Raw genomic sequence first — 22,683 nt, 5'->3', positions numbered from 1 at the left:
GTTGTTCCGGTTCAATAACGGCCCAGGTGGACCGTACAAATACCGTCACGCGCAAGAGCGGGACACAGTCTTTACGTGCAGTAAACAACTTGTTGACAGCAAGACGGAGGACGACAAGGCTGGCACGATGAGCACCGGAACCCGGCCCACGCGGCGCCGGCTGGAACCGGCCGAGCGCAGGGCCGAGATCCTCGCGGTGGCGCGGCGCCTGTTCGGGGCCGGCAGCTACGCGTCAGTGTCCACTTCGGACATCGCGGCGGCCGCGGGGGTGGCGAGGCCCCTGATCAACCACTACTTCGGCGGCAAGCGCGAGCTGTACCTCGAGGTCGTGCGGCAGATGATGATCGTGCCCGCGCCCGTGGTCGAGTCGCTGCCCGAAGGCCCCGTGCGGCGCCGGCTGGAGGTCGGCATCGAGCGCTGGATCGACGTGGTCGACCGCAACCGCGACGCGTGGCTCACCGCGATCGGCCCGGAGTCCGCGGGCCGTGACCCCGAGATCGAGCGGATCATGCTGGAGGCGGACGACGTCGCGGCCGACCGCGTGCTGGCCGGCGCCCTGATGACCGACGTCACCGAGGGCCGTGAAGAGCTGCGCGCGATGATCCGGTCGTACGGCGGGATGTTGCGCGCGGCGTCTCGCGAATGGCTGATCCGCGGCACGCTCAACCGCGCCGAGCTGCGGACGTTCCTCGTGGAATCGATCATGGGCCTGCTCGAGGTCACCTACCCGGCCGTGCTCGCGGAGCGGAACGGCGCGCGTAAGCCGCCGGAGTCGTCCCCGTCCACCGCTTGAACGCGTAGATGAAGCTCGACGCCTCGGCGTAACCCAGGCGCAGCGCGACATCCTCGACGGACAACGCACCGGTGTCGAGCATTTCCTCGGCGAGCGTCTGGCGGACCTCGTCCACGAGCTGGCGGTAGCCGGTGCCGGCGTCGGTGAGGCGGCGGCGCAGCGTGCGTGGGCTGACGGCGAGCTGGCGCGCGATCTCGTCCATGCCGGCGTCGACTCCGCCGAGGCGCACCAGGCGTTCGCGCACGAGCTGGGAGATGCCGGACCGTTCGCGGCGGCGAGCCACGAGGGCGTCGCACTGGGCCGCGCACAGGGCCACGGTCTGCTCGTTGGCCTGGGGCAACGGCATCGTGAGGAACGCGGGGTCGAAGCTCGCGCGGTGGCGTTCGGCGCCGAACGCCGGCTCGACGCCGAAAGTGTCCACATAGGACTTCGTGGACGGCGGCGCCGAATGGCGGAACTCCAGGCCCCGTGGGGAAATCCCCGGCAGCAGGTCGCGCATCACGGTGTGGATCGCGGCGAGGTCCCTGAGCACAAGGAAACGCGAGACGTCGGCGGGTACGCGTGAATCGTCGAGCACGAGGCTGATCCCGTCTGCGTCGAGCTCCACGTGGGGGATGCAGAAGGTGAAGCTCAAGTCCAGGTAGCGCAACGCGAACAGCATCGCGTCGCGCATCGTCGGGCTGCTGATGCAGGCGAAGCCGAAGATGCCGAACGTCGTCACGCGGTAGCGGCGGCCGAGGTCGAGCGCGAGGTCGTCACCACCGCCGGCGTGCGTGGCGACGGCGCGCACCACGGCCAGCTCCTGCCGCGCGTCGACCTGGCGGTCCGGGCCGGTCAGCGCCTCTCGCGGGGTGCCGGGCAGCAGGTTCGCGGCGGGCACGCCGTGGTCCTCGGCGAAGGCGAGCATGAGCAGCACGCTGGCGGTGCCGCGGGGGAAATCCCAGTCGCGGACCGCGGGGGCTGCCAGCTCTGCCATGGCCGAAATTATGGATCAGGCTCGTCCGGCCGTGCTCGTTGAGGACGTGTTCTGTCCGCAATGCCCATTACGCTCAGGCCCATGAAGCTGAGCCTGCGAGCCCTCAACCGCGCGACGCTGGAGCGGCAGCTGCTGCTGCGCCGGGCGTCGATGCCGGCGCTGGCGGCCGTCGAGCACCTCGCGGGATTGCAGGCGCAGGCACCGTTCCCGCCGTACTACGCGCTGTGGGCGCGGCTGCACGGCTTCAAGCCGCACGACCTGGCGAAGCTGCTCCTGGACCGCAGCGTGGCGCGGATCGTGCTCATGCGCGGCACCGTGCACCTCGTGACAGCGGCCGACGCGCTGGCGTGGCGCCCGCTCGTGCAGCCGATCATGGACCGCGACCTCCGCACGAACACGCTGCACGCGGCGCGCGTGGCCGGCCTCGACCACGGCGACGTGGCGGCCGTGACGCGCGAACTGCTCGCCGACCGTCCGCACACGAGCGCGCAGCTGGGCGCAGCGCTCGCCGAAAAGTGGCCGGACCGCGACAGCGACGCGTTGATGCACCTGGCGCGATGCCTGCTGCCGCTGGTGCAGATCCCGCCGCGCGGCGTGTGGGGCCACGCCGGGCAGCCGACTTACCAGCTCGCGGACCGCTGGCTGGCCGGCACCGAAGCCGTGTCCTCGGCCGAACAGCTCGTGCGGCGCTACCTCGCGGCGTTCGGCCCGGCGACGGTGGCCGACGTGCAGGCGTGGTCGGGCCTGACGAAGCTCGGTGAGGTGGTCGGCGGGATGGACCTGCGCACCTACGTCGACTACGCCGGCCGCAAGCTCTACGACCTGCCCGACGCCACGCTGCCCGGCGAGGACGTGCCCGCGCCGCCGCGGTTGCTGGCGCCGTTCGACCAGCCGCTGCTCGCCTACGCCGATCGCACCCGGGTGATCCGCGACGAGCACCGCAAGCGCGTGATCAGCCAGAACGGTCTGGTCAAGGGCACGCTGCTCGTCGGCGGGTTCGTGAAGGGCGCCTGGGACCTCAAGACCACCCGCGACACGGCCACGCTGGTGCTCACGCCGTACGAACGGCTGCCGAAGCGCGACGCGGCCGCGTTGGAGAGCTCCGGCAAGCGGCTGCTGACCTGGGCCGAACCCGGGCTGCGCCACGACGTGCGGCTCCTGTCGGCGTAATTCCGCACTGGCCGGAATTCTCGATTTTCTGACCGTTCGTGTCCTTCCACCTCGGCGGACGCGTCGGTAACTTGCTCAGGATGGGTGACACGGCAAGGACGCCGTCGGTGCTGATCGTGGGCACCGGGTTCGGCGGGGTCGGCACGGCGATCGAGCTGAAGCGCGCCGGCTTCCACGACTTCACGATCCTCGAGCGCGCGAGCGAGCCCGGCGGGGTGTGGCGCGAGAACACCTACCCCGGCGCGGCGTGCGACATCCCGTCGCCGCTGTACTCGTTCTCGTACGCCCCCAACCCCCACTGGCCCAAGCGGTTCTCGATGCAGCCCGACATCCACGCCTACCTCAAGCGCGTGGTGGCCGACTACGGCCTCGGCCCGCACATCCGTTACGGCCAGGAGGTCACGGCCGCGACGTTCGACGAGGGCCGCTGGCGCGTCGAGACGGCGGGCGGCGAGACGTTCGAGGCCGACGTGTTCGTGCCGGCCGTCGGGCAGCTGTCGCGGCCGGTGCTGCCCGATATCGCGGGGCGCGACAGCTTCGAGGGTGTCGCGTTCCACTCCGCACAGTGGAACCACGAGGCGGACCTGGACGGCAAGCGCGTCGCCGTGATCGGCACCGGGGCGAGCGCGATCCAGTTCGTGCCCGAGCTGCAGAAACGCGCCGGCGAGCTCACGATCTTCCAGCGCACGGCGCCCTACATCATGGCCAAGAACGACACGCGGTACGCGCGCTGGCAGAAGCGCCTGTTCGAACGTCTCCCGGCGACGCAGCTGCTCGGCCGCCTGCGGATCTTCCTGCTCGCCGAGTACGCGACGTACGCGATGACGCGCCACCCCGTGCTGGCGAAGGCGTTCGAGCTGCGGACGGCACAGCTGCGGCACAAGTACATCAAGGATCGCGCGCTGCGCCGGAAGCTGACGCCGAAGTACCCGTTGGGCTGCAAGCGGATCCTGTTCACCAACGACTACCTGCCCGCGCTCGCGCAGCCGAACGTGGAGGTCGAGACCGGCCGGATCCGCGAGATCACACCGCGGGGCGTGCGCACCGAAGACGGCGTGGAGCACGAAGCCGACGTGATCGTGTACGGCACCGGCTTCAACGCCACCGACTTCCTCGGCTCGATGAAGGTGCTGGGCCTCGACGGGCGCAGCCTCGACGACGCGTGGCGCGGCGGCGCGCGCGCGTACCTGGGCATGACGGTGCCCGGCTTCCCCAACCTGTTCTGCGTCTACGGCCCCAACACCAACCTCGGCGCGGGCTCCATCATCTACATGATCGAGCGGCAGGCGCGCTACATCCGCCAGGCCGTGGAACAGCTCGCGCGGCCCGGGGTGTCCTATGTGGACGTGCGGGCCGAGGTGGAGGAACGCTACGACCGCGAGGTGCAGCAGCGGCTGGGCCACAGCGTGTGGAGCGCGTGCACCAGCTGGTACCGCCAGGCCGATGGGCGCGTGAGCACCAACTGGCCCGGCCTCGTGACAGAGTACGACCGCAGGACCCGGGTGCTCGACCCGGCCGACTTCAGGGTGGTGGCCTCGTCTTGAACAACCCGATCTTGAACAACCCGGTCTTGAACACCGACTACGACGTGCTCGTGATCGGCTCGGGTTTCGGCGGCAGCGTCACGGCGTTGCGGCTCACGGAGAAGGGCTACCGCGTCGGCGTGCTGGAAGCCGGGCGCCGCTTCGCCGACGACGAGTTCGCCAAGACGTCGTGGCGGCTGCGGAAGTACCTGTGGGCCCCGAAACTCGGCCTGTACGGCATCCAGCGGCTCACGTTGCTGAAGAACACCTTCGTGATGAGCGGCACCGGCGTCGGCGGTGGCTCACTCGTCTACGCGAACACGCTGTACGAGCCGCCGGACGCGTTCTACCAGGACAAGCAGTGGGCGCACCTCACGGACTGGAAGGACGAGCTGGCGCCCTACTACGACCAGGCCAAGCGGATGCTGGGCGTGGTCGAGAACCCGCTCACGACGCCGGCCGACGAGGTGCTGCGCGAGGTAGCGGACGACATGGGCATCGGCCACACCTACCGCCGCACGCCCGTCGGCGTGTACTTCGGCTCGGCCCCGGGTGAGGAGTCACCCGATCCGTTCTTCGGCGGCGCCGGCCCCGCGCGGCGCGCCTGCACGCACTGCGGCGAGTGCATGACCGGCTGCCGCGTCGGCGCGAAGAACACGACCGTGAAGAACTACCTCTACCTCGCCGAACAGGCCGGTGCGGAGGTGCACCCGTTGACGACGGTGGTCTCCGTGCGCCCGGTCGACGGCGGCTACGCGGTGGACACCGAACGCACCGGCCGCTGGGTCCGGCGCGGCCGGCGCACCTTCACCGCGCGCGAGGTCGTCTTCTCCGCCGCGGCCCTGGGCACGCAACGGCTTCTGCACCAGCTGCGCGACAACGGCACGCTCCCGGGCCTGTCGCCGCGGCTCGGCTTGTTGGCGCGCACCAACTCCGAGGCGGTGCTCGCCGCGCGTTCGCTGCGCAAGGACACCGACTACACGCGCGGCGTCGCCATCACGTCGTCGATCCACCCGGACGCGGTCACCCACGTCGAGCCCGTGCGCTACGGCAAGGGCAGCAACGTCATGGGCCTCATGGCCACCGTCCTCGTGGACGCCGAACCCGGCAAACGCCGGTGGGCGCTGGGCCTTCGCGAACTGGCGCGGCGCTGGCGGCAGCTGCCGCGCCTGCACAACCCGCGGCACTGGTCGGAACGCATGATCGGCCTACTCGTGATGCAGACGCTCGACAACTCCGTGACCACGTACACGAAACGGGGCCTGCTCGGCCGCCGCATGACCACCCGGCAAGGCACCGGCGAACCCAGCCCCGACTGGATCCCCGCCGGGCACGAGGTGACTCGCCGCGTCGCCGCGAAGATCGGCGGCCTCCCGCAGGGCGCCTGGACCGACCTCGCCAACACCCCGATCACCGGCCACTTCATCGGCGGCTGCGCCATCGGCGACTCCCCCGACACCGGCGTCGTCGACCCCTACCAGCGCGTCTACGGCCACCCCGGCCTCCACATCGTCGACGGCTCGACGATCTCGGCCAACCTGGGCGTGAACCCGTCCCTGACGATCACCGCCCAGGCCGAACGCGCCCTGGCACTGTGGCCGAACAAGGGCGAAGCGGATCCGCGCCCGGCTCTCGGCGAGCCATACCGCCGGATCGCGCCGGTGGCGCCCCACAAGCCGACGGTGCCCTCGACCGCGCCGGGCGCTTTGCACCTCCCGATCGTCGACGTCCGGATCGGGCGCTGACCACTCCCCAGCCACCACACAAACCGCCGTCGATCACCAAACACAACTTGACCAGCGGATTCAACAATCCCTCAACACATCCACCAACCACCACCAGGCACGCTTGCGACGTCGCACGCGCTCACCCCCCTCTGGGCACGTGCACTGGGGGTGTCTTGAAAGGAGCTCCCGCGACGACGCCCTCCCTGCCGTCGCGGGAGTCCTTCCAAGGTCTTGTCCGACAGCGCCCCTAAGGCAGATTCGTGAGCGCGGCTCCCACGGTGTTCGCGAACGCGTACCCGGCGGACGCGTCCCAGTTGATCGACCAGGTCATGGCACCGCGGATCGCCGGGTACGTGGCCGAGGGTTTGAAGCCGGCGCAGCTCGTGCCGCGGGCGAGGCAGTTGAGGGCCGCCACCACGTTCGACGGAGCCTGGTAGCCGCCGCCCGCCGAGCCGGAAGCCGGCAGGCCGAGCGCCACCTGGTCGGCTCGCAGACCACCCTGGAGCTGGATGCACGCCAGCGCCGTCAGGAAGTCGACCGTGGCCTGCGCGTAAACCTGCCCGTTGCAGCCGAGCATGGTGCCCGAGTTGTAGTACTGCATGTTGACGACCGTGAGGATGTCCTTGATCCCCAGCGCGAGCTGGAAGTAGCCGCCCTGCGTGGACTGCATGTCGATCGTCTGCGGCGCCATGGTGATGATCGAGCCGCCGCCGTTGTGGATGCTGCGCAGCGCCTGGCCCATGTAGGTGGCGTTGATGCCGTTCTCGAGGTCGATGTCCACGCCGTCGAAGCCGTAGCTCGAGATCAGCGACTTCACGGAGTTGGCGAAGTTGTTCGCCGACGACGAGTCGCTGACGTTGATCGTGCCGTTCTGGCCGCCGACGGAGATGATCACCTTCTGGCCGCGCGCCTGCACGGTCTTGATGTCGGCGCGGAACTGCGCGTCGGTGTAGCCGCCGAGCTGCGACGACAGGCCGGGGTCGAGCGTGAAGTTCACGGCGCCCGGCGTGCCCGTGGCGTCGGCGAAGGCCACGGCGATGATGTTGTAGCGCGTGGGCACGTCGGCCAGCCGCAGCGCCTTGGCGCCGTTGTAGAAGTTCTGCCAGTAGCCCGTGAGCACGTGCTTGGCCAGGTCACCGGTGGTGGGCGGCTGCGACGTGGTGGGCGTGGTCGGGGTCGTCGACGGCGTGGTGGGCGTCGTCGGCGTGGTCGGGGTCGTGGGCGGCGGGGTGGCGGGACCGTCGAGGTTGACGTCGTCGGCCAGGTAGGCCGGCTGCCCGTACCAGCCGTGCAGGTACACGGTGATGCTCGTGGACGCGCCGGTGGTGAAGTTCACCGAGAGCTGGCTCCAGCCGCTCGTGCCGGGCGTCCAGGTGCTGGTGTCGGCGCCGCCGGTGCCGGAGACGCCCAGGTAGACGTAGCTGCCCTGTACCCAGGCCGACAGCTGGTAGGCGGTGTTCGCCTTCACCGTCACCTGCTGCGAGCACTGGGCGGTGTCGGACGACGAAGGCGCGGCGCTCAGCGCCTTGGTGCCGCCGTGGGCGCCACTGGACACCACGGAGGCGGAACCACTGCAGGTCCAGCCGGAGAGGCTGCCGCTTTCGAAGCCGGGGTTGGCGAGGATGTTGGCCGCCGAGGCGCTGCCACTCAGGGCAACGGTGACACCGAGGCACGTGGCCACGGTGGCGATCAGGGCGCCGACCGCGAGTTTGGGTCTGCGGGACGGACGTGGGGATGGGGACCGTTTGGAGAACACAGCGAGACCTCCACGAAAGAGTGAGGCAGGTCACCACAAAGTGGACTAGACCAATCTCGGTGTCAAGGAACCGTTCGGGCGTCGCTTCGACGGGGCCATACGAAAGTCGCAGCGCGCCGGGCGGCAGAATGCTCGGCACGGGACACCGAGACGGAGCAGGAGCCTGGTTGTGAGCGTGCAGTCGGTCGAGGAACGGATCGCCGAAGAGCTGGGGGTGCGCGAAGGGCAGGTCAAGGCGGCCGTCGATCTCCTCGACGGCGGGTCGACCGTGCCGTTCATCGCCCGGTACCGCAAGGAAGTCACCGGGATGCTCGACGACGCGCAGCTGCGCACGCTCGAGGAACGGCTGCGCTACCTGCGGGAACTCGACGAGCGGCGCGTCGCCGTGCTGGAGTCGATCCGCACGCAGGGCAAGCTCGACGAGGCGCTCGAGGCCCAGATTTTGGCCGCGGACACGAAGTCGCGCCTGGAAGACATCTACCTGCCCTACAAGCCGAAGCGACGGACGAAGGCGCAGATCGCCCGTGAGGCCGGTCTGGAACCGCTGGCCGACGGCCTCATGAACGACCCGAACACCGACCCGCAGGCCGCGGCCGCGGTGTTCGTCGACGCCGACAAGGGCGTGGCCGACGCGCAGGCCGCGCTCGACGGCGCCCGCTCGATCCTCGTGGAGCGCTTCGCGGAAGACGCCGACCTGATCGGCGAGCTGCGCGAGAAGATGTGGACCGAGGGCCACATCGCGTCGAAGGTCCGCGCGGGCAAGGAGGAGGAAGGCGCGAAGTTCGCCGACTACTTCCAGTTCTCCGAGCCGTACACGAAGCTCCCCTCGCACCGCATCCTCGCGATGCTGCGCGGCGAGAAGGAGGAAATCCTCGACCTGTCGATGGAGCCCGAGGAGCCGGCCGCGGAGGACGCCGAGCCGCGCGTGGGCCCGACGCAGTACGAGCAGCGCATCGCGCAGAAGTTCGGCATCACACAGGAGGGCCGGCCCGCCGACAAGTGGCTCGGCGACACCGTGCGCTGGGCCTGGCGCACCAAGATCCTCCTGCACCTGGGCATCGACCTGCGGATGCGGCTGCGTCAGTCGGCCGAGGACGACGCCGTGCGCGTGTTCGCGGCGAACCTGCGCGACCTGCTGCTGGCCGCCCCGGCCGGCACGCGCGCGACGATGGGCCTCGACCCGGGCTTCCGCACCGGTGTGAAGGTGGCCGTGGTCGACGCGACCGGCAAGGTCGTGGACACGCACGTGATCTACCCGCACCAGCCGGCGAACAAGTGGGACCAGTCGATCGCCGAGCTGGCCGCGCTGTCGGCGAAGCACCACGTGGACCTGATCTCGATCGGCAACGGCACCGCGTCGCGCGAGACGGACAAGCTCGCGCAGGAGCTGATCAAGAAGCACCCCGAGCTGAAGCTCACGAAGGCCGTGGTCAGCGAAGCGGGCGCGTCGGTGTACTCCGCGTCGGCGTTCGCGTCGCAGGAACTGCCCGGGATGGACGTGTCGCTGCGTGGCGCGGTCTCGATCGCGCGCCGGCTTCAAGACCCGCTGGCCGAGCTGGTGAAGATCGACCCGAAGTCGATCGGCGTCGGGCAGTACCAGCACGACCTGTCCGAGGTGTCGCTGTCGCGCTCGCTCGACGCCGTGGTGGAGGACTGCGTGAACGCGGTCGGCGTGGACGTGAACACCGCGTCCGCTCCCCTGCTCACCCGCGTTTCGGGCATCACCACCGGGCTCGCGGAGAACATCGTCGCCCACCGCGACACCAACGGTCCGTTCAAGTCGCGCACGGCGTTGAAGGAGGTCGCGCGGCTCGGGCCGAAGGCGTTCGAGCAGTGCGCGGGCTTCCTGCGCATCCCGGACGGCGACGACCCGCTCGACGCGTCCTCGGTGCACCCCGAGGCCTACCCGGTCGTGCGGCGGATCCTCGACCGCACCGGCTCCGGCATCCGCGAGCTGATCGGCAACGCGCGCACGCTGCAGGCGCTCAAGCCGGCCGAGTTCGTGGACGAGACCTTCGGGCTCCCGACCGTCACGGACATCCTGACCGAGCTGGAAAAGCCCGGCCGCGACCCGCGTCCGGCGTTCAAGACGGCCACCTTCGCCGAGGGCGTGGACAAGATCGGTGACCTCAAGCCGGGCATGCGGCTGGAGGGCGTGGTCACGAACGTGGCGGCGTTCGGTGCCTTCATCGACGTCGGCGTGCACCAGGACGGCCTGGCCCACGTTTCGGCGCTGTCGAAGAACTTCGTGAAGGACCCGCGCGACGTCGTGAAGCCCGGCGACATCGTGAAGGTGAAGGTGCTCGACGTCGACGTGCCGCGCAAGCGGATCTCGCTGACGCTGCGCCTGGACGACGAGCCGGGTGCTTCGTCGCAGGACCGTCGTGGTGGCGGGGGCGGCGGCCGTGACCGTGGTCAGGGCGGCGGCGGTGGCGGCCAGGGCGGCGGCGGCCAGCGGCGGGGCCAGCAGGGCAATCGCGGCGGTGGCGGTGGCGGTCGTGACCGCGGGGGCAACTCCGGCGGGAGCGGCGCCATGGCCGACGCGCTGCGGCGCGCCGGATTCGGCAAGTAGCGTCAGCGGGTCCGCGACCAGCGGTTTTCGCCGTCGTGCCACTCGTCGGTGGGCGTGAGCCCGGCGGCGGTGGCCACGGCGGCGGAAGCCCGGTGCCCAGGGTGGATGTGGGCGAAGACGGCGGCCACGGGCTGCCGGGCGAGCCAGGCGACCAGCCCCTGGGCGGCTTCGGTGGCGATGCCCTGGCCTTGCCACGGCGTCCCCACCACCCAGGCGATCTCGGCTCCGGCGGAATTCACGGTCGCCTGGACCGTGCCCGTCAGGCAGCCGTCGCCGCGAAGCCGGATCACCCAGTTCAGCCAGGTCACGGCCGGGTCGGGAGAACCGGCGGTCAGGCGCTGGTAGCGCGAGCGCAGGGCTTCCGGGGTGTCCGGGGTGCCGCCGATGAAGGTGTGCAGCGCCGGATCGGCCAGGACCCGCGCCATCTCGTCGGCGTGTTCCACGAGCAGTGGCAACAGGTCCAGCCGCGCGGTGGTGATGGCCTCGGCTTCGAGACGGGGTGTGGTCACGGCGCGCCGGCGTAGCCGCGCCGGGTTCGCGGACCGGTCAACACGTGAGGTCCGCCGGCTCGTCCCGGCGATCAGCGCGCGCAGGTTGCGTCACTCCGCCATTCCCAGCAACGCGGCCTCGAGCGCCAGCAGGATTTCCGCGGTGGCCTTCGGGTCGCTGAGGGAGCGACCGGTGGCCGACTCGATCCGCCGCAGCCGGTGGCGGACCGTGTTGGGGTGGCAGAACAAAACCGCCGCGGCGCCCGACGCCGATCCCCCGTTGTCCCGCCACGCGGCCAGGGTTTCGAGGAGGACCTTGCTGTGCTCGACGGGCAGGTCGAGGATCGGCCCGAGCACGGCCTGCCGGACTCGCTGCATCGCGTCGGGCGCGCTGACCGCCGCGACGGCGAGGGGAAAGTCGTCGAACATCGTGACGCGTGGGGTGCCGGCGACCGTGCTCGCCAGGGCGATGCGCGCGAACCGCAGCGCGGCCGCCGTCTCCGTCAGCGTCAGGTACGGCGGGCTGACGCCGATCCGGCTGCGGGCCGAGTCCGTCAGGGTCGACGTGAGCGGGCGCAGGTCGGCGTCGTTCTCGAAACGGACGATGCCGATCTGCGCGTCGGGCGTCAGCCGCCAGGCCGACCCGATGCGTCGCGCCCGCAGGCGGTTTTCGATGCCGGGCAACGCTTCCTGGGCCAGTTGCACCGATTCGGCCGCGACCACGACGAACGGCCCGCGCTTGGGCAGGCGAAGCACGTCCGCGACTTCCCAGACGGACGTCTCGTGCAGCGGCCGTCCCTCCAGGAGGGCCCCGACGAGGGCCGACCGCTCGCCTTCGTTCCGCAGCACCAGCGCCATCGTCGCCTCGCGGTGCGCGGCGGCCATCTCCTCGGCGAAGGTGTCGTGGGCGGACCACAGGTCGGAGGCCGCGTCCACCAGCGCCTGGTCGGAGACCTGTTCCTGCGCGCGGGCGTGCAGCACGAGGCTGTGCCAGATCTGGCTGAACAGAACGCGGAACGCCGCCATGACCACCGACAGCGGCACCCCCTGCTCGGCTCGGAGGGCGCCAGTGGTCCGGGCCGCCGCGACGTCGGCGAACCGGTCCTCGTGCAGGGACCGCAGGACGTACTCGAGGTTGCCCTGCACGGATCGCCTCAGGTCGTCGGCCGAGACGACAGTGTGCGTGGAGTAGAACTCGACGCGGGCTTCGATCGCGGACGCGATCTCGTCCGCGAACCCCTCAATGGTGCCCAGCAGCCGTCCGGCGAGTGCCACGAGCTCCGGGTCGGGCCCGCTCGTGGCCTCGCGTCGCGTCACCTGGTCAGCTTAGAGCTACTGGCTCGTCTGGAAACGTTGATTACTCGGTGGCAGGTTCGGACGCGAACGCCGCCCGCGTTGCGCCATGGGGCGCTAGATTCGGGCGGGTGCGCAGGCTGATCGTCGCGGTGGTGCTGCTCGGGCTGGTGTCGGCGGCGTGCTCCCGGTCAGTGGTGCCCGACCAGGGACCGACGGTGGCCCCGGCCGGGTACTCGCTGCCCAAGGGGGCCGAACACGTGGTCAGTCCGGGGATGGATCCGGACCTCACAGTCGAGCTGCCGGTGGGCGGGTTGGTCAAGCTGGACGACGACACTGCCCAGCGCGCCCTGGACGCTCGGATCTGGTCGGTGCTCCGGCTGGCCCAGGTGTACGGCAAGACCTCGATCTACCAGGCGGTCGCGCCGGGCAAAGTGGCCTTGGTGATCGCCGCGCACGGCTACCCGTGCCCGCCGCGCGCGGTGGACTGCGCCGTGGACACCAAGGGGCCGTTGAAGCTGCTGGTGGTCGTCACCCCGACCTAGTGCCTCGTCGAGCACCGTTGATCAGGTGAGGCACCAGCTCTGCTTCAGGCCCCGGCAGCGGCGACGATCAAGTCGATCGTCTCGGCCGGTTTGCTGATCATCGCGACGTGCGAACTGGCGACCTCCACCGTCTGCGCTCCGGCGCGCTTCGCCATGACCCGCTCGGCCTCCGGCGGGATCGTGGCGTCGTCGGCGGCCACGAGGTACCAGCTCGGGATGGTCCGCCAGCCGGGCACGCCGGACGGGGTGGACAGGCAGGACAGCGCGAACCCGCGCTGAGCGACCGCCATGAACGCGGCAAGATCGGCGTCCACGTCGGCGCAGAACAGCCGGTGGAAGGGCCCCAGGTCGATGTACCCGTCGGCGTCGCCCTCGGGCGCGCCCGGGTACGGGCGCCGGACCAGGCGTTCCCCGAGCTCGGACGTCCCGCCGCCGAGCGCGAAGGAGTCGAGCAACGTCTCCCCCTCGTCCGGCGCGAACGCGGCGATGTAGACCAGCGCCCGCACGTTCGGGTTGCCCGTGCTCGCGTTGGTGATCACGCAGCCGCCGTACGAGTGGCCGACCAGCACGACGTCGCCGCCGATCGTCGACACGAAGTCCCGGAGGTAGCCGGCGTCGGCGGCGACTCCGCGCAGGAGGTTGGCCGGCGCGAAGACCGGATACCCGCGTTCGCGCAGGCCGGCGGCCACGGCCTGCCAGCCTGACGCGTCCGCGAAGGCGCCGTGGACCAGGACGACGGTGGGTAGTGCGGGAGCGCTCATGAGGAGCCTCGTTCCTGTGGTCGGGTGAAAAGGGTTGCCTGCTCACCGTGCAGCAGGGCCGGCGCGGAGGCGATGTTCCCGGCCAACCGGAACGAAGCTTTTTGTTGTCCGTGCGGACAACGGGTCCCTAGGCGTTCATCTCGTACGTCCCGGAGAGGTCGCGCACCACTGTCCACACGCGAGCGAAGTGGTCGGCGTCCACGACGGGCTTGCGCAGGGCCGCCAGCGCCAGCTCCTGCTGCTTGTCCGTGGAGCTCGCCTTGCCGTTGAGGTCCACGGCGGCCGCGCTGAAGTCCTGCACCAGCACGGCGAAGAGCTGGTCCACGACGTCGTCGGGCTCGCCCGCGAGCTCGGCCTGCTCCAGGATCAGCTGGCCGTAGACGACGAGGGTGAACAGCTCCGTCAGTGCCAGCCCGAAGTCCAGGTCGGCCTGCTGCGCCTCGTCCGGCGCGGCTTCGGTGAGCAGGCGCACGAGGTGCTCGGCCTGCTCGCGGAACAGCGCAACGTTCGGGAGGTGCGACGCCTTGGCGTAGGCCGTTTTCCAGTCGTGGAAGCGCACCTTCGACAGGCCGCGCGCCGGGCCCTGGCGGAAGAGGAACTCGTCGTCCGCGGCGTCGTCGCGGGTAGGCACCGGGGCGTAGTCCTGGGGCGCGAAGAGGTACGCGGGCATGAACTTCGCGATCAGCGCGAGGTTCACCGCCACCGTGCCCTCCAGCTTGGGCAGGCCGTCGATGTCGTTCTTGGCCATGGCGAGGTAGGTGTCGGCTTCGAAGCCCTTGGCGGCCACGACGTCGGCGACCAGGCCGATCACCTTCTGCGCCTGCGTGGTCACCTTCATCTTGGTAATGGGGTTGAACAGCAGGTAGCGGCGGTCGTCCGGGCCGGCGGAGCGGAAGTAGTCGACGGCGCGGTCGGAGAACAGCTTCATGCCCATCAGCCGCGCGTAGGCCTCCACGAACTCGCGCCGCACGTGTGGGAAGTCGGTGACGGGCTTGCCGTAGAGGACGCGGTTGTGGGCGTGGGTGATGGCCTCGTACAGCGAGTGCGTGGCCATGCCGATGCCGCCGAAGCACAGGTTGAACTTGCCGATGTTCACGGTGTTGAGCGCGGCGCTGAAGGCCTCCGCACCGACGTGGAGGAGGTCCTCGGCGTGGACCGGGTAGTCCTCGAGCCGGAACTCCGCGACGAACATCTGCGAGGGCACGATGTTCTTCACCACGTGGTAGTTCGGGTGCGTCGAGTCGGCGTAGAAGAACACGTACTGGTCCGGGCCCTCGACGCCGTCGATCCGGCCGAAGATCGACACCGTGCGGGCGACATTGCCGTTGCCGATGTAGTACTTCGAGCCGTTGGCGCGGTAGCCGCCCTCGCCGTCGGGCGTGAGCACGAGGTCGGAGGAATAGATGTCGGCGCCGTGGTCCTTTTCGGACAGTCCGAACGCGCCGACGCCGCCCGCGTCCAGCGCGTCGGCCGCCCGCTTGCGCGCGACCTCGTTGCCGCTCTGCCACACCGGGCCGAGCCCGAGGATGGTGACCTGCCACGGGTACCAGTAGTTGAGGCCGTAGAAGCCGAGGATTTCCGACAGCGCGGCCACGCGGCTGGTGTCCCAGCGCTTGTCCGGCGCGCCGTCGGCGGCCGCGGCGGGGGTGAGGAAGGTGGCGAAGAGGCCTTCCTTGCCGGCGAACTCGAGGAAGTCCGCGTAGAAGGTGCGGTTGTGGTAGTCCTCGGTGAGCTTGCGCTTGCCGCGTGACTCGAACCACTCGATCGTGGCCAGCAGCAGGCGCCTGGTCTCCGGGTCGAACGACTGCGGGTCGTAGGCCCGCGGGTTGAGCAGCGGCATGGCTCTCCTCCGTGATTACCGACGGGTAACTTAGCAAGGGGCCGGGGTGCGGGCAAACTCACTCGGCCCTTTGTGCACGTTGAGCTATACTGATCTTGCGGTCCGCTCAGTTCTGCCTCGGATCGTGTTGTCGACTACCCGTTTGTCTAAGACACAGCGCCGCGGCCCCCCGAGGTCTGCGCCGGGCAGGACAACCCTTCTCACGTATGGAGAACCGGGGCGTTTCGAGCGCCCGTACGCACTTATGACCACATTCACTGAACTCGGCCTGCCCAAGTCCCTGGTGGACGCGCTGGCGGCCCAGGGCGTCACCGCGCCGTTCCCGATCCAGGAAGCCACGCTGCCGCACACGCTCGCGGGCCGCGACGTGCTCGGCCGCGGCCGCACGGGCTCCGGCAAGACCTACGGCTTCGCGCTGCCCGTGCTGGCCCGCCTCGCCGCCGGCCCCACGCGCCGGCGCCCCGGCCGCCCGCGCGCGCTGATCCTCGCGCCGACGCGTGAGCTCGCCACCCAGATCGAGGCCACCATCGCGCCGCTGGGCAAGGTGCTGGGCCTGAAGACGACCACGATCTTCGGCGGCGTGAGCGCGTCTCCGCAGATCACGCGCCTGCGCGACGGTGTGGACATCGTCGTCGCCTGCCCCGGCCGCCTGGCCGACCACATGCGCTCCGGCGAGGTGAAGCTCGACCAGATCGAGATCACCGTGCTCGACGAGGCCGACCACATGGCCGACCTGGGCTTCCTGCCCGAGGTGCGGCGCATCATGGACCAGACGCCCGAGCGCGGCCAGCGGCTGCTGTTCTCCGCGACCCTCGACGGCGGCGTCGACGTGCTGGTCAAGCGCTTCATGCACGACCCGGTCACGCACAGTGTCGACTCGGCCCAGTCGCCGGTGTCGACCATGACGCACCACGTGCTGCACCTCGAGGAGACCCACCGCCTGCCGGTGCTCGTCGACCTCACGGCCGCCCCCGGCCGCACGCTGGTGTTCACGCGGACCAAGCACCGTGCGAAGTCGTTGACGCGCAAGCTGGTGGCCAGCGGCGTGCCAGCCGTCGAACTGCACGGCAACCTCGGCCAGAACGCCCGCACGCGCAACCTCGAGGCCTTCTCGACCGGCGCCGCACGCACCCTGGTCGCCACCGACATCGCCGCCCGCGGCATCCACGTGGACGACGTCACCCTCGTCATCCACGCCGACCCGCCGGTCGAGCACAAGGCCTACCTGCACCGCTCCGGCCGCACCGCGCGCGCCGGCGCGTCGGGCACCGTGGTGACGCTGATGACCGACGACCAGATCGCCGACGTCCGCGACCTCACCCGCAAGGCCGGCATCAGGCCCACGACCACGCAGATCGGCCCCGGCCACCCGCTGCTGGCCGAGCTCGCCCCCGGCGAACGCACCTTCGACGCCTCGCCGCGCCGCCCCATCGTCGACAACCGCCCCAAGAAGGTCACCGCCTCCGGCGGCGACGCCTCCGTCCGCAACGGCCGTCGCGGTGGACCGGCCCCGGAGAACCGTGGCGGCCAGGGCTCCCGCGCTGCCGCCTCGCGCCGGGGCGAGTCGGCGGGCCGCGGCGGTTCGAGCCGCGGCAGCCGCGGTGGCGCCGGCCGGGACTCGTTCGGTGAGGGCCGCGGCCGTGGTGGCGCTGGCGCTCGCGAATCGTTCGGCGAAGGTCATGGCCGCGGTGCGGCTGCTCGCGAATCGTTCGGCGAGGGCGGCGGCCGTGGTCGCGGCGGCCGCGAAACGGTTGCTGAGGGTGCCGGGCGCGGTCGCGGCGACGCCGGTCGTTCCGCCGGGTCCCGCAGCGGCGCCGGCCGCGGTGGCTCCGCAGCGGGCCGCACCGGCGGCGGTCGGGGTGCAGCCACCGCCCGCACCCAGGGCGAACCGCGCCGCGGCGGCTCCGGCCAGCCGGGCGCCCGCTCCCAGCAGCCCAGCCGCGCCGGCTCGGCCTCCGGCTCCAGCCGCGGCGCCGCGTCGTTCTCGGCCGGCACCCGCGCGGGCTCTCGCCGCACCGGGCGCTGACCGTCCACTTCAGACCGGCCCGCAGGCTCCCCGCCCGCGGGCCGGTCTTCGTTTCCGCACCACCCGCCCCCGCTCGCCCACCCCAATGCGGCGTTGGGTGCGTCCCCACCGCATCCGATGCGGCGTTCGGTGCGTTCAATGCGCCCCAATGCGGCGTTCGGTGCGTCCAATGCACCCCAATGCGGCATTCGGTAGGTCCCCAGCGCACCCAACGCGGCGTTCGGTGCACCCAGCGCACCCAACGCGAAGTCTCATTTGGTTGCATAGTTGTGACCTTGGCACCTGTGGCCAACCGATCGCTGGCGGCCCGCCTGCTACCTGTCGGGCTTGGTGGCAGGCCAGGCATCATGGGCCTCGTGAATGAGCCCCGTGACGCGGCTTCGCAGCAGGACGGCACGACGAACTACGCCGATCAGCTGCGGCAGCAGGCGGCAGCGTTTCGGTTGTGTGCCGAGAAGGAGGGCGGACACACCACGATGTTCGCGGGGCTTGCCGAGCGTGGCTTGCCTGGTGCCGCCGAGATGGTGGCTCTGTCTGAGCGTGCGGCGCGGATGCTGGGGCAAGTCGCGTCCGTGACGGCCGCGCAGGCACTGGCGTACGACGAGATGATCGAGGCCGGTGGCCCCGAAAACTCTCGCGCCCACGTCGAGTACGAGGCAACAACCCGCCGCCTCCACGCACTGTTGCCTACCGACGACCTCACGGACTGAGGTGCCGGACCGCACCGGGCCGGGTTGGGTCGCGGTGCCACAACCCGTCCCAGCCGTGGGACGGGTCCGGGTTGCCGTCTAGCAGGCAAAACGTCGGTGGGACGGGTGGGACGGGTCGTCGGGAAACCCGTCCCACCCTGCTTTTGGGCCCCCGATTGCGCATACAAGACAGGTGTCTCGCCTACCTGTCCCGGCCAGCCCGAGACGCTTCCTCACGGTTGGTTGGAGATCCGCGCTGACCGGACGGCGGCCGAGGCGAGCGCCATCAGGTGTTCCCAGCCAGTGAGGTGCATGCTCAGCTGGTCGAGACCGTGGTCCGTGATCCGCCAGGACGATCGTCGTCCGTCGGATGATGGCCGGGTGTCGAGGTAGCCAGCTGTGCGCAGGGTGGTCAGTTGCTTGGACAGTACGGGCGGACTCAACCTCAGCGACGCGTGCAGAGCGGAGAACTCGTGCCATTGCTGGTCAACGAGGATTGCCATTATGAGCAGCCGCACCGGCGGGACGAGGACTGGGTCAATTCCGTCGGCGAAGCCTTCGACGCGGACGAATCCCGCCATCAGGCGCCTTCCGTCAACTCGGGGACAAGCGGTGCCTGGCGTAGGCAGTCCGTGCAGGGCATGCCTCGTAGCGTGTCCAGGAGTTCGAGTTCGCCGGGGCCGAACTCCGCGCCGCAGATCGCGATGAGCCGGGGCGGTGTTGCGCCCGAGGGAGGAACGGCGAACAGGTGCACAACGCGGCGTGTTTCTCCGACTGTTCCGGGCAGCGGCCGGGCCAGGAACACGGGCCCGGTCACTGCGCACCGCCCGTGGCGGCCGAGGTTGTGGCGAGAACGCGCGGGGCACGTTGTCCCCTGTGGCGAAGACGTGACCACAGCGAGACCCTGCGGTGTCGAGTTCGTCGGGGCTGCCGCACTGGCAGCGGGAACAACATCCAGGCGGAAACGTAGGTCCAGCAAGCCCTGCACCGCGAGCCGGGCGCCTGCAGCATCGATCCCACGAGGACGACATGGCCGCAGACCGCCCGATAGCAGCCCTCGGAGCCGGTGCGCCGTCCCCGCGCGAACTCCTCATCGGTGATTGCGTGGTCACGTCCGTCACGGGCGCAGAGATGCCAAGCCACGTAGAGCCGGTGCTCGTCGGATGCCACTGTTCGGTCCCTTCCGCCGGCCGCACCGGACCAGCACCCCATCACCTGCTTTGAGCTGATATAAGCGTGTATGATGAAGCTATTTCAGCGAAGGCCATACGCGGGCCGGTGCAGGGCCATTGCGAGGACACGGGAGCAGGCATGGCGGCTAACGAACGCACGCGACGGCCTCGAACGCTGCTTGAGCAGCGGATCTGGCAGCGCAATCAGTCGCTTGCGGAGTTCACGGAGGAAGCAGAGGAGTTCGCACGCCGTTCTGGAGAATCCGGCACGCTCAGCGAACGGAACCTCAAACGTCTGGTCGCCGGGCATCGGACAGACGGCACGCGGATCGGACGCCCACGCCCGGCTACGGCACGGTTGCTCGAACGGATATTCGATACCGGCATCGACGAACTTTTAACCCCGCTCGAATCAACGGCCATCGAGGTAACAGGCGAGCACGAGCTGAACGCTGCCCTCGCCACTTCGCGCCGGGTCACTCCAGATGTGGTCGCCCTCTTGCACGGCCAGCTTGAGGCAGTGCGGCAGCTGGACCGGCGGCTCGGCGCCATCACCGCTTATGACGAGGTTGCGGTCAAGGTCGACCAAGTATCGCGATTGCTCTCGTACAGCTTGGCTGCCGGGACACGCAAAAACCTTGCCGCGCTGCTCGCGGAGTTGAGCGCCCTCGCCGGGTGGCAAGCCCTCGATCGTGGCCAAATCTCCACGGCCTGGGACCACTACGAACGCGCGAAGCAGGCCGCGAGTCAATCCGGTGATCCCGCCCTTGAGACGCACACAGAGGCCGAACGAGCTTTTGTTCTGCTGGATCTCGGGCAAGCGAGCGAGGCCGCCGAAATGCTGGCGACGGCCGAAGACCATGCGCGGAGAATCACCGGCCGCACGCTGCGCGCCTGGCTGGCTGCCGCGCACGGTGAAGCGCTCGCCGCGTGCGAACTACGCTCGGCAAGCCTGCGTGCCTTCGACCGCGCAGAATCGCTGTTGCCGCCCCGTCCAGCGCCTGATAGCGGCCCTTATGTCGTTCTTGATGACGTCCACCTCGCACGCTGGCGTGGGAACGCCCTCGCCCGCATCGGCGAGCCGGAAGCCGTCAATGTCCTCACCGATGCCCTGCATGAGCTGGACCCTACGTTCACCCGCGCTGAGGCTGGACTACGTGTCGATCTGGCGACCGCGCTTACCGCGACAAGGGAACACGACGAAGCACACACCCACGCTGCGAAAGCACGTGCTCTGGCCACAGAAATCGGCTCGGCTCGCCAGCTACGCCGACTCGGACGGTTGCCTGCGGTGCGAGTCTGACGTCAGGCTTGCAGGCCGCGCATCGTGTTGTCCAAGGTCCCGCTGATGTAGTCGGCGCTCCCGGGACCACAGGTGATCACGTCCTCGCCATCGGGGCCGTCCTGGAGAACTGTCAGAACACGCCCCTCGCTGATCGTGTCCACCACGGTCAGCGGAAGACTCGACGACCGCACCCCATCGGTCCTGTTGGCCACGTAGAACTGATGCACGGCACTGCGCGGGGCAGCCATCAGCGCGCGAAGCCGCTCAACCGGGTCGGGCGCGGTGTAGTCGCTCGTCACGTCCAAGTCGTACGAGTCGGCGACCCGGCTCGACCTGAACTCCGATCGCCGCACGGTGATCTCAGTGAGGCCGGCCGGGCGCACGTCGGGCAGTGTGCCGACGGCGGCCTGGCAGACTCGGCCGGTCGAGATCCTCGCCAGCGTCACCTGGTCATCGTCCACAGTGAACAGCAGCCCCGATCGGCCGGTGACGATAGCCAGCGCGGCCGACTTGCGCCCGCTGCGATCGCTGGAGATGCGATAGCACTCGGTATCGGCAGTGGAAACACCCCACAACACGTCCCGGAACTCGCCGGTGAGACGTTTGCGGCGCAAATCGTAGAACCCGGGTTCGGCAAGTGCCTGCCGGATCAGCTCGTCGAACTGGCCTGACACATCGTCTTCGAGCCACCACTCCACAACGCCCAGCACAGGATGTGCCGGACCTACATTCTCCCATTGCCACGCCCTGGCCAGCGCCACGCGCGGCACCGTCACCGGCTCGTCCATGAACATGTCGACGTCCGAAGGTAACTACTTGCCGATCACGGGTGGGGTGGCCTTGCCGTCGTAACCGAACAGCGCGTTCGGGTCCGGTTCCAGCAAATAGGAGGCGGACTTCTTTTCCTTGTCCTCTTCCTTGTTGCCTTTGCCGCCCCCGGCACCCATCGGCATACCGTTCGCGCCGCGAGAACCAGCAGCCCCGGTCCCGCCCCGTCCAGCAGGCGGCTCCTCCATCGGGCCGAGCCGGCCCGCGCCCGTCGACCGCCCTGGCCCGGCGAGACCGCCGGAACGCGAACCTGCCCCGGGCATCCCCGCGCCGCGACCACCAGCGCCCGATTCCCCCGAACCGGGACCACCGCTCGTGAAGCCACCGCCAAATCCGGGACTACCGAATCCGGGGCCAGTGCCCGGGCCATACGACGATGAGCCGCCACCCGGGCCGCCCGGAGTGAACCGTGTCGCGTCACCGCCACCCCGGAGCCCACCAGCCGTCGAGTCTGTGGACGGGACGAAACCGGCTGTATTGGTGCCATCTCCGCCAGGCGTCTGAGCGGCCGGAAGCTGCGCGTGGTTCGACGAACCGGAGCCGCCGCTGTACGGCGAGGTCACCGGGGCGCCGTACTGACCCGGCTGCGAGACCCCACCGTCGATACCACCGGAAGAACCCCGTGGCTGGAACGTGGAATGCTGCGCGCTCGTTGCATTCTGATTCGTTGCGGCAGAAGGGTTGCCCACCGTGAAGTCGCCTTGCGGGTCGGACATCTGGCCGTAGTCAGTCGGCATCCTCTGCGCGTGGCCGTCACTGGTGGACGTAAAGCCTTGGTAGATCTGGTTGTTCTGCTGGATCGCGGCGTTACGCGAGTTGATCTGGTCCTCAACGTCGGTGTCCCACGGTGTCACGACATCGACCAGCCCCCGTTCCGGCGGCGAGTCCGACACCTCCTGAAGCGAGTCCCGAGTGGACTGGAAGGCGTGAGCCTGATCCGTCAACGTGTTCTGGCCCGTGCCCAACGCTGTCGAAGACGCGGTAGCCACATTCGCCAGTGGCTGGAGTCCGCCCCGGGCCGCGTCACCACTCTGCCCGGACCATGCTGACTCCAACCGGGACACGATCGCCCGCGTGTCCGCCTCGATTCCTTGTTGCTCGGAGGCTTGGGACATGCTGATGTGCTGAGCCTCGCCAAGGCTGGCCAAACCAGCACCACCCCGGACCCGACGCACCAGCTCACCAGGCAAGATCATCTTTCCCTGAGCCTGCTGCTGCTCCATCCACGCCTGCACCACA

General features: G+C 69.8%; 18 protein-coding genes. 9 read left to right on the top strand and 9 right to left on the bottom strand.

The window, feature by feature from the left end:
* The first annotated feature begins 127 nt into the window (after positions 1 to 127).
* Complete coding sequence (locus ACQPXB_RS09215; protein WP_366579128.1) at positions 128 to 793, top strand: TetR/AcrR family transcriptional regulator; 666 nt, start codon at positions 128 to 130, stop codon at positions 791 to 793.
* On the opposite strand, the gene ACQPXB_RS09210 is transcribed toward ACQPXB_RS09215, so the two are convergent.
* On the bottom strand, positions 720 to 1,769 hold the full coding sequence (locus ACQPXB_RS09210; protein ID WP_432850867.1) for an AraC family transcriptional regulator: 1,050 nt from the start codon (positions 1,767 to 1,769) through the stop codon (positions 720 to 722). The genes ACQPXB_RS09215 and ACQPXB_RS09210 overlap by 74 nt on opposite strands.
* 81 nt (positions 1,770 to 1,850) lie before the next feature.
* On the opposite strand from ACQPXB_RS09210, the gene ACQPXB_RS09205 reads away from it, so the two are divergent.
* The 3 genes from ACQPXB_RS09205 to ACQPXB_RS09195 all read left to right on the top strand — a co-directional run bounded on the left by ACQPXB_RS09205 (position 1,851) and on the right by ACQPXB_RS09195 (position 6,207).
* A complete protein-coding gene (locus ACQPXB_RS09205; RefSeq protein WP_432850865.1) occupies positions 1,851 to 2,939 on the top strand; it encodes a winged helix DNA-binding domain-containing protein in 1,089 nt (362 codons plus the stop codon).
* 80 nt (positions 2,940 to 3,019) lie between these two features.
* Positions 3,020 to 4,483: a flavin-containing monooxygenase gene (locus tag ACQPXB_RS09200; RefSeq protein ID WP_432850863.1), complete on the top strand. Its 1,464-nt coding sequence runs from the start codon at positions 3,020 to 3,022 to the stop codon at positions 4,481 to 4,483.
* The gene (locus ACQPXB_RS09195; protein ID WP_432850861.1) at positions 4,480 to 6,207 is read left to right on the top strand and encodes a GMC oxidoreductase; all 1,728 of its coding nucleotides are present in this window, start codon (positions 4,480 to 4,482) and stop codon (positions 6,205 to 6,207) included. The genes ACQPXB_RS09200 and ACQPXB_RS09195 overlap by 4 nt, the downstream gene beginning before the upstream one ends.
* Positions 6,208 to 6,436: 229 nt before the next feature.
* On the opposite strand, the gene ACQPXB_RS09190 is transcribed toward ACQPXB_RS09195, so the two are convergent.
* The gene (locus ACQPXB_RS09190; protein ID WP_432856506.1) at positions 6,437 to 7,879 is read right to left on the bottom strand and encodes a chitinase; all 1,443 of its coding nucleotides are present in this window, start codon (positions 7,877 to 7,879) and stop codon (positions 6,437 to 6,439) included.
* A gap of 235 nt (positions 7,880 to 8,114) precedes the next feature.
* On the opposite strand from ACQPXB_RS09190, the gene ACQPXB_RS09185 reads away from it, so the two are divergent.
* Entirely contained in the window at positions 8,115 to 10,517 is a 2,403-nt protein-coding gene (locus tag ACQPXB_RS09185; protein ID WP_386948755.1) for a Tex family protein, read from the top strand.
* A 2-nt stretch (positions 10,518 to 10,519) separates the two neighbouring features.
* Here the strand turns inward: ACQPXB_RS09185 and ACQPXB_RS09180 are convergent, their stop codons facing one another.
* Entirely contained in the window at positions 10,520 to 11,026 is a 507-nt protein-coding gene (locus ACQPXB_RS09180; RefSeq protein ID WP_432850858.1) for a GNAT family N-acetyltransferase, read from the bottom strand.
* A gap of 90 nt (positions 11,027 to 11,116) precedes the next feature.
* Positions 11,117 to 12,322: a PucR family transcriptional regulator gene (locus tag ACQPXB_RS09175; RefSeq protein ID WP_432850856.1), complete on the bottom strand. Its 1,206-nt coding sequence runs from the start codon at positions 12,320 to 12,322 to the stop codon at positions 11,117 to 11,119.
* 107 nt (positions 12,323 to 12,429) lie between these two features.
* Between ACQPXB_RS09175 and ACQPXB_RS09170 the strand changes: the two genes are divergently transcribed.
* Positions 12,430 to 12,843: a hypothetical protein gene (locus ACQPXB_RS09170; protein ID WP_432850854.1), complete on the top strand. Its 414-nt coding sequence runs from the start codon at positions 12,430 to 12,432 to the stop codon at positions 12,841 to 12,843.
* Positions 12,844 to 12,887: 44 nt separating this feature from the next.
* On the opposite strand, the gene ACQPXB_RS09165 is transcribed toward ACQPXB_RS09170, so the two are convergent.
* Together ACQPXB_RS09165 and ACQPXB_RS09160 are read right to left on the bottom strand one after the other, a co-directional pair.
* Entirely contained in the window at positions 12,888 to 13,604 is a 717-nt protein-coding gene (locus tag ACQPXB_RS09165; RefSeq protein ID WP_386948764.1) for an alpha/beta fold hydrolase, read from the bottom strand.
* 127 nt (positions 13,605 to 13,731) lie between these two features.
* Positions 13,732 to 15,444, bottom strand: coding sequence for an acyl-CoA dehydrogenase (locus ACQPXB_RS09160; protein WP_432850852.1), 1,713 nt, complete (start codon positions 15,442 to 15,444; stop codon positions 13,732 to 13,734).
* A gap of 244 nt (positions 15,445 to 15,688) precedes the next feature.
* Between ACQPXB_RS09160 and ACQPXB_RS09155 the strand changes: the two genes are divergently transcribed.
* Entirely contained in the window at positions 15,689 to 17,470 is a 1,782-nt protein-coding gene (locus tag ACQPXB_RS09155) for a DEAD/DEAH box helicase (RefSeq protein ID WP_386948769.1), read from the top strand.
* A 284-nt stretch (positions 17,471 to 17,754) separates the two neighbouring features.
* Positions 17,755 to 18,180 (top strand): hypothetical protein, encoded by a 426-nt coding sequence (locus tag ACQPXB_RS09150; protein ID WP_432850850.1) that lies wholly within the window; start codon positions 17,755 to 17,757, stop codon positions 18,178 to 18,180.
* 212 nt (positions 18,181 to 18,392) lie between these two features.
* On the opposite strand, the gene ACQPXB_RS09145 is transcribed toward ACQPXB_RS09150, so the two are convergent.
* Positions 18,393 to 18,740 (bottom strand): transcriptional regulator, encoded by a 348-nt coding sequence (locus ACQPXB_RS09145; protein WP_432850848.1) that lies wholly within the window; start codon positions 18,738 to 18,740, stop codon positions 18,393 to 18,395.
* Positions 18,741 to 19,470: 730 nt separating this feature from the next.
* On the opposite strand from ACQPXB_RS09145, the gene ACQPXB_RS09140 reads away from it, so the two are divergent.
* Positions 19,471 to 20,634 carry a hypothetical protein gene (locus ACQPXB_RS09140; RefSeq protein ID WP_432850846.1) on the top strand — a complete coding sequence of 388 codons (1,164 nt, stop codon included), beginning with the start codon at positions 19,471 to 19,473 and terminating at the stop codon, positions 20,632 to 20,634.
* A gap of 2 nt (positions 20,635 to 20,636) precedes the next feature.
* Here the strand turns inward: ACQPXB_RS09140 and ACQPXB_RS09135 are convergent, their stop codons facing one another.
* Together ACQPXB_RS09135 and ACQPXB_RS09130 are read right to left on the bottom strand one after the other, a co-directional pair.
* Positions 20,637 to 21,410 carry an ESX secretion-associated protein EspG gene (locus tag ACQPXB_RS09135; protein ID WP_432850844.1) on the bottom strand — a complete coding sequence of 258 codons (774 nt, stop codon included), beginning with the start codon at positions 21,408 to 21,410 and terminating at the stop codon, positions 20,637 to 20,639.
* Positions 21,411 to 21,428: 18 nt separating this feature from the next.
* Positions 21,429 to 22,667, bottom strand: a complete 1,239-nt coding sequence (locus ACQPXB_RS09130; RefSeq protein WP_432850842.1) for a hypothetical protein — start codon at positions 22,665 to 22,667, stop codon at positions 21,429 to 21,431.
* Between the last annotated feature and the right edge of the window lie 16 nt (positions 22,668 to 22,683).

Origin of the sequence: Amycolatopsis sp. CA-161197 (assembly GCF_050942255.1) — a bacterium.
Taxonomy (GTDB): domain Bacteria; phylum Actinomycetota; class Actinomycetes; order Mycobacteriales; family Pseudonocardiaceae; genus Amycolatopsis.
Note: the sequence above shows the minus strand (reverse complement) of the source record. Positions and strands in the feature narration are given on the sequence as shown.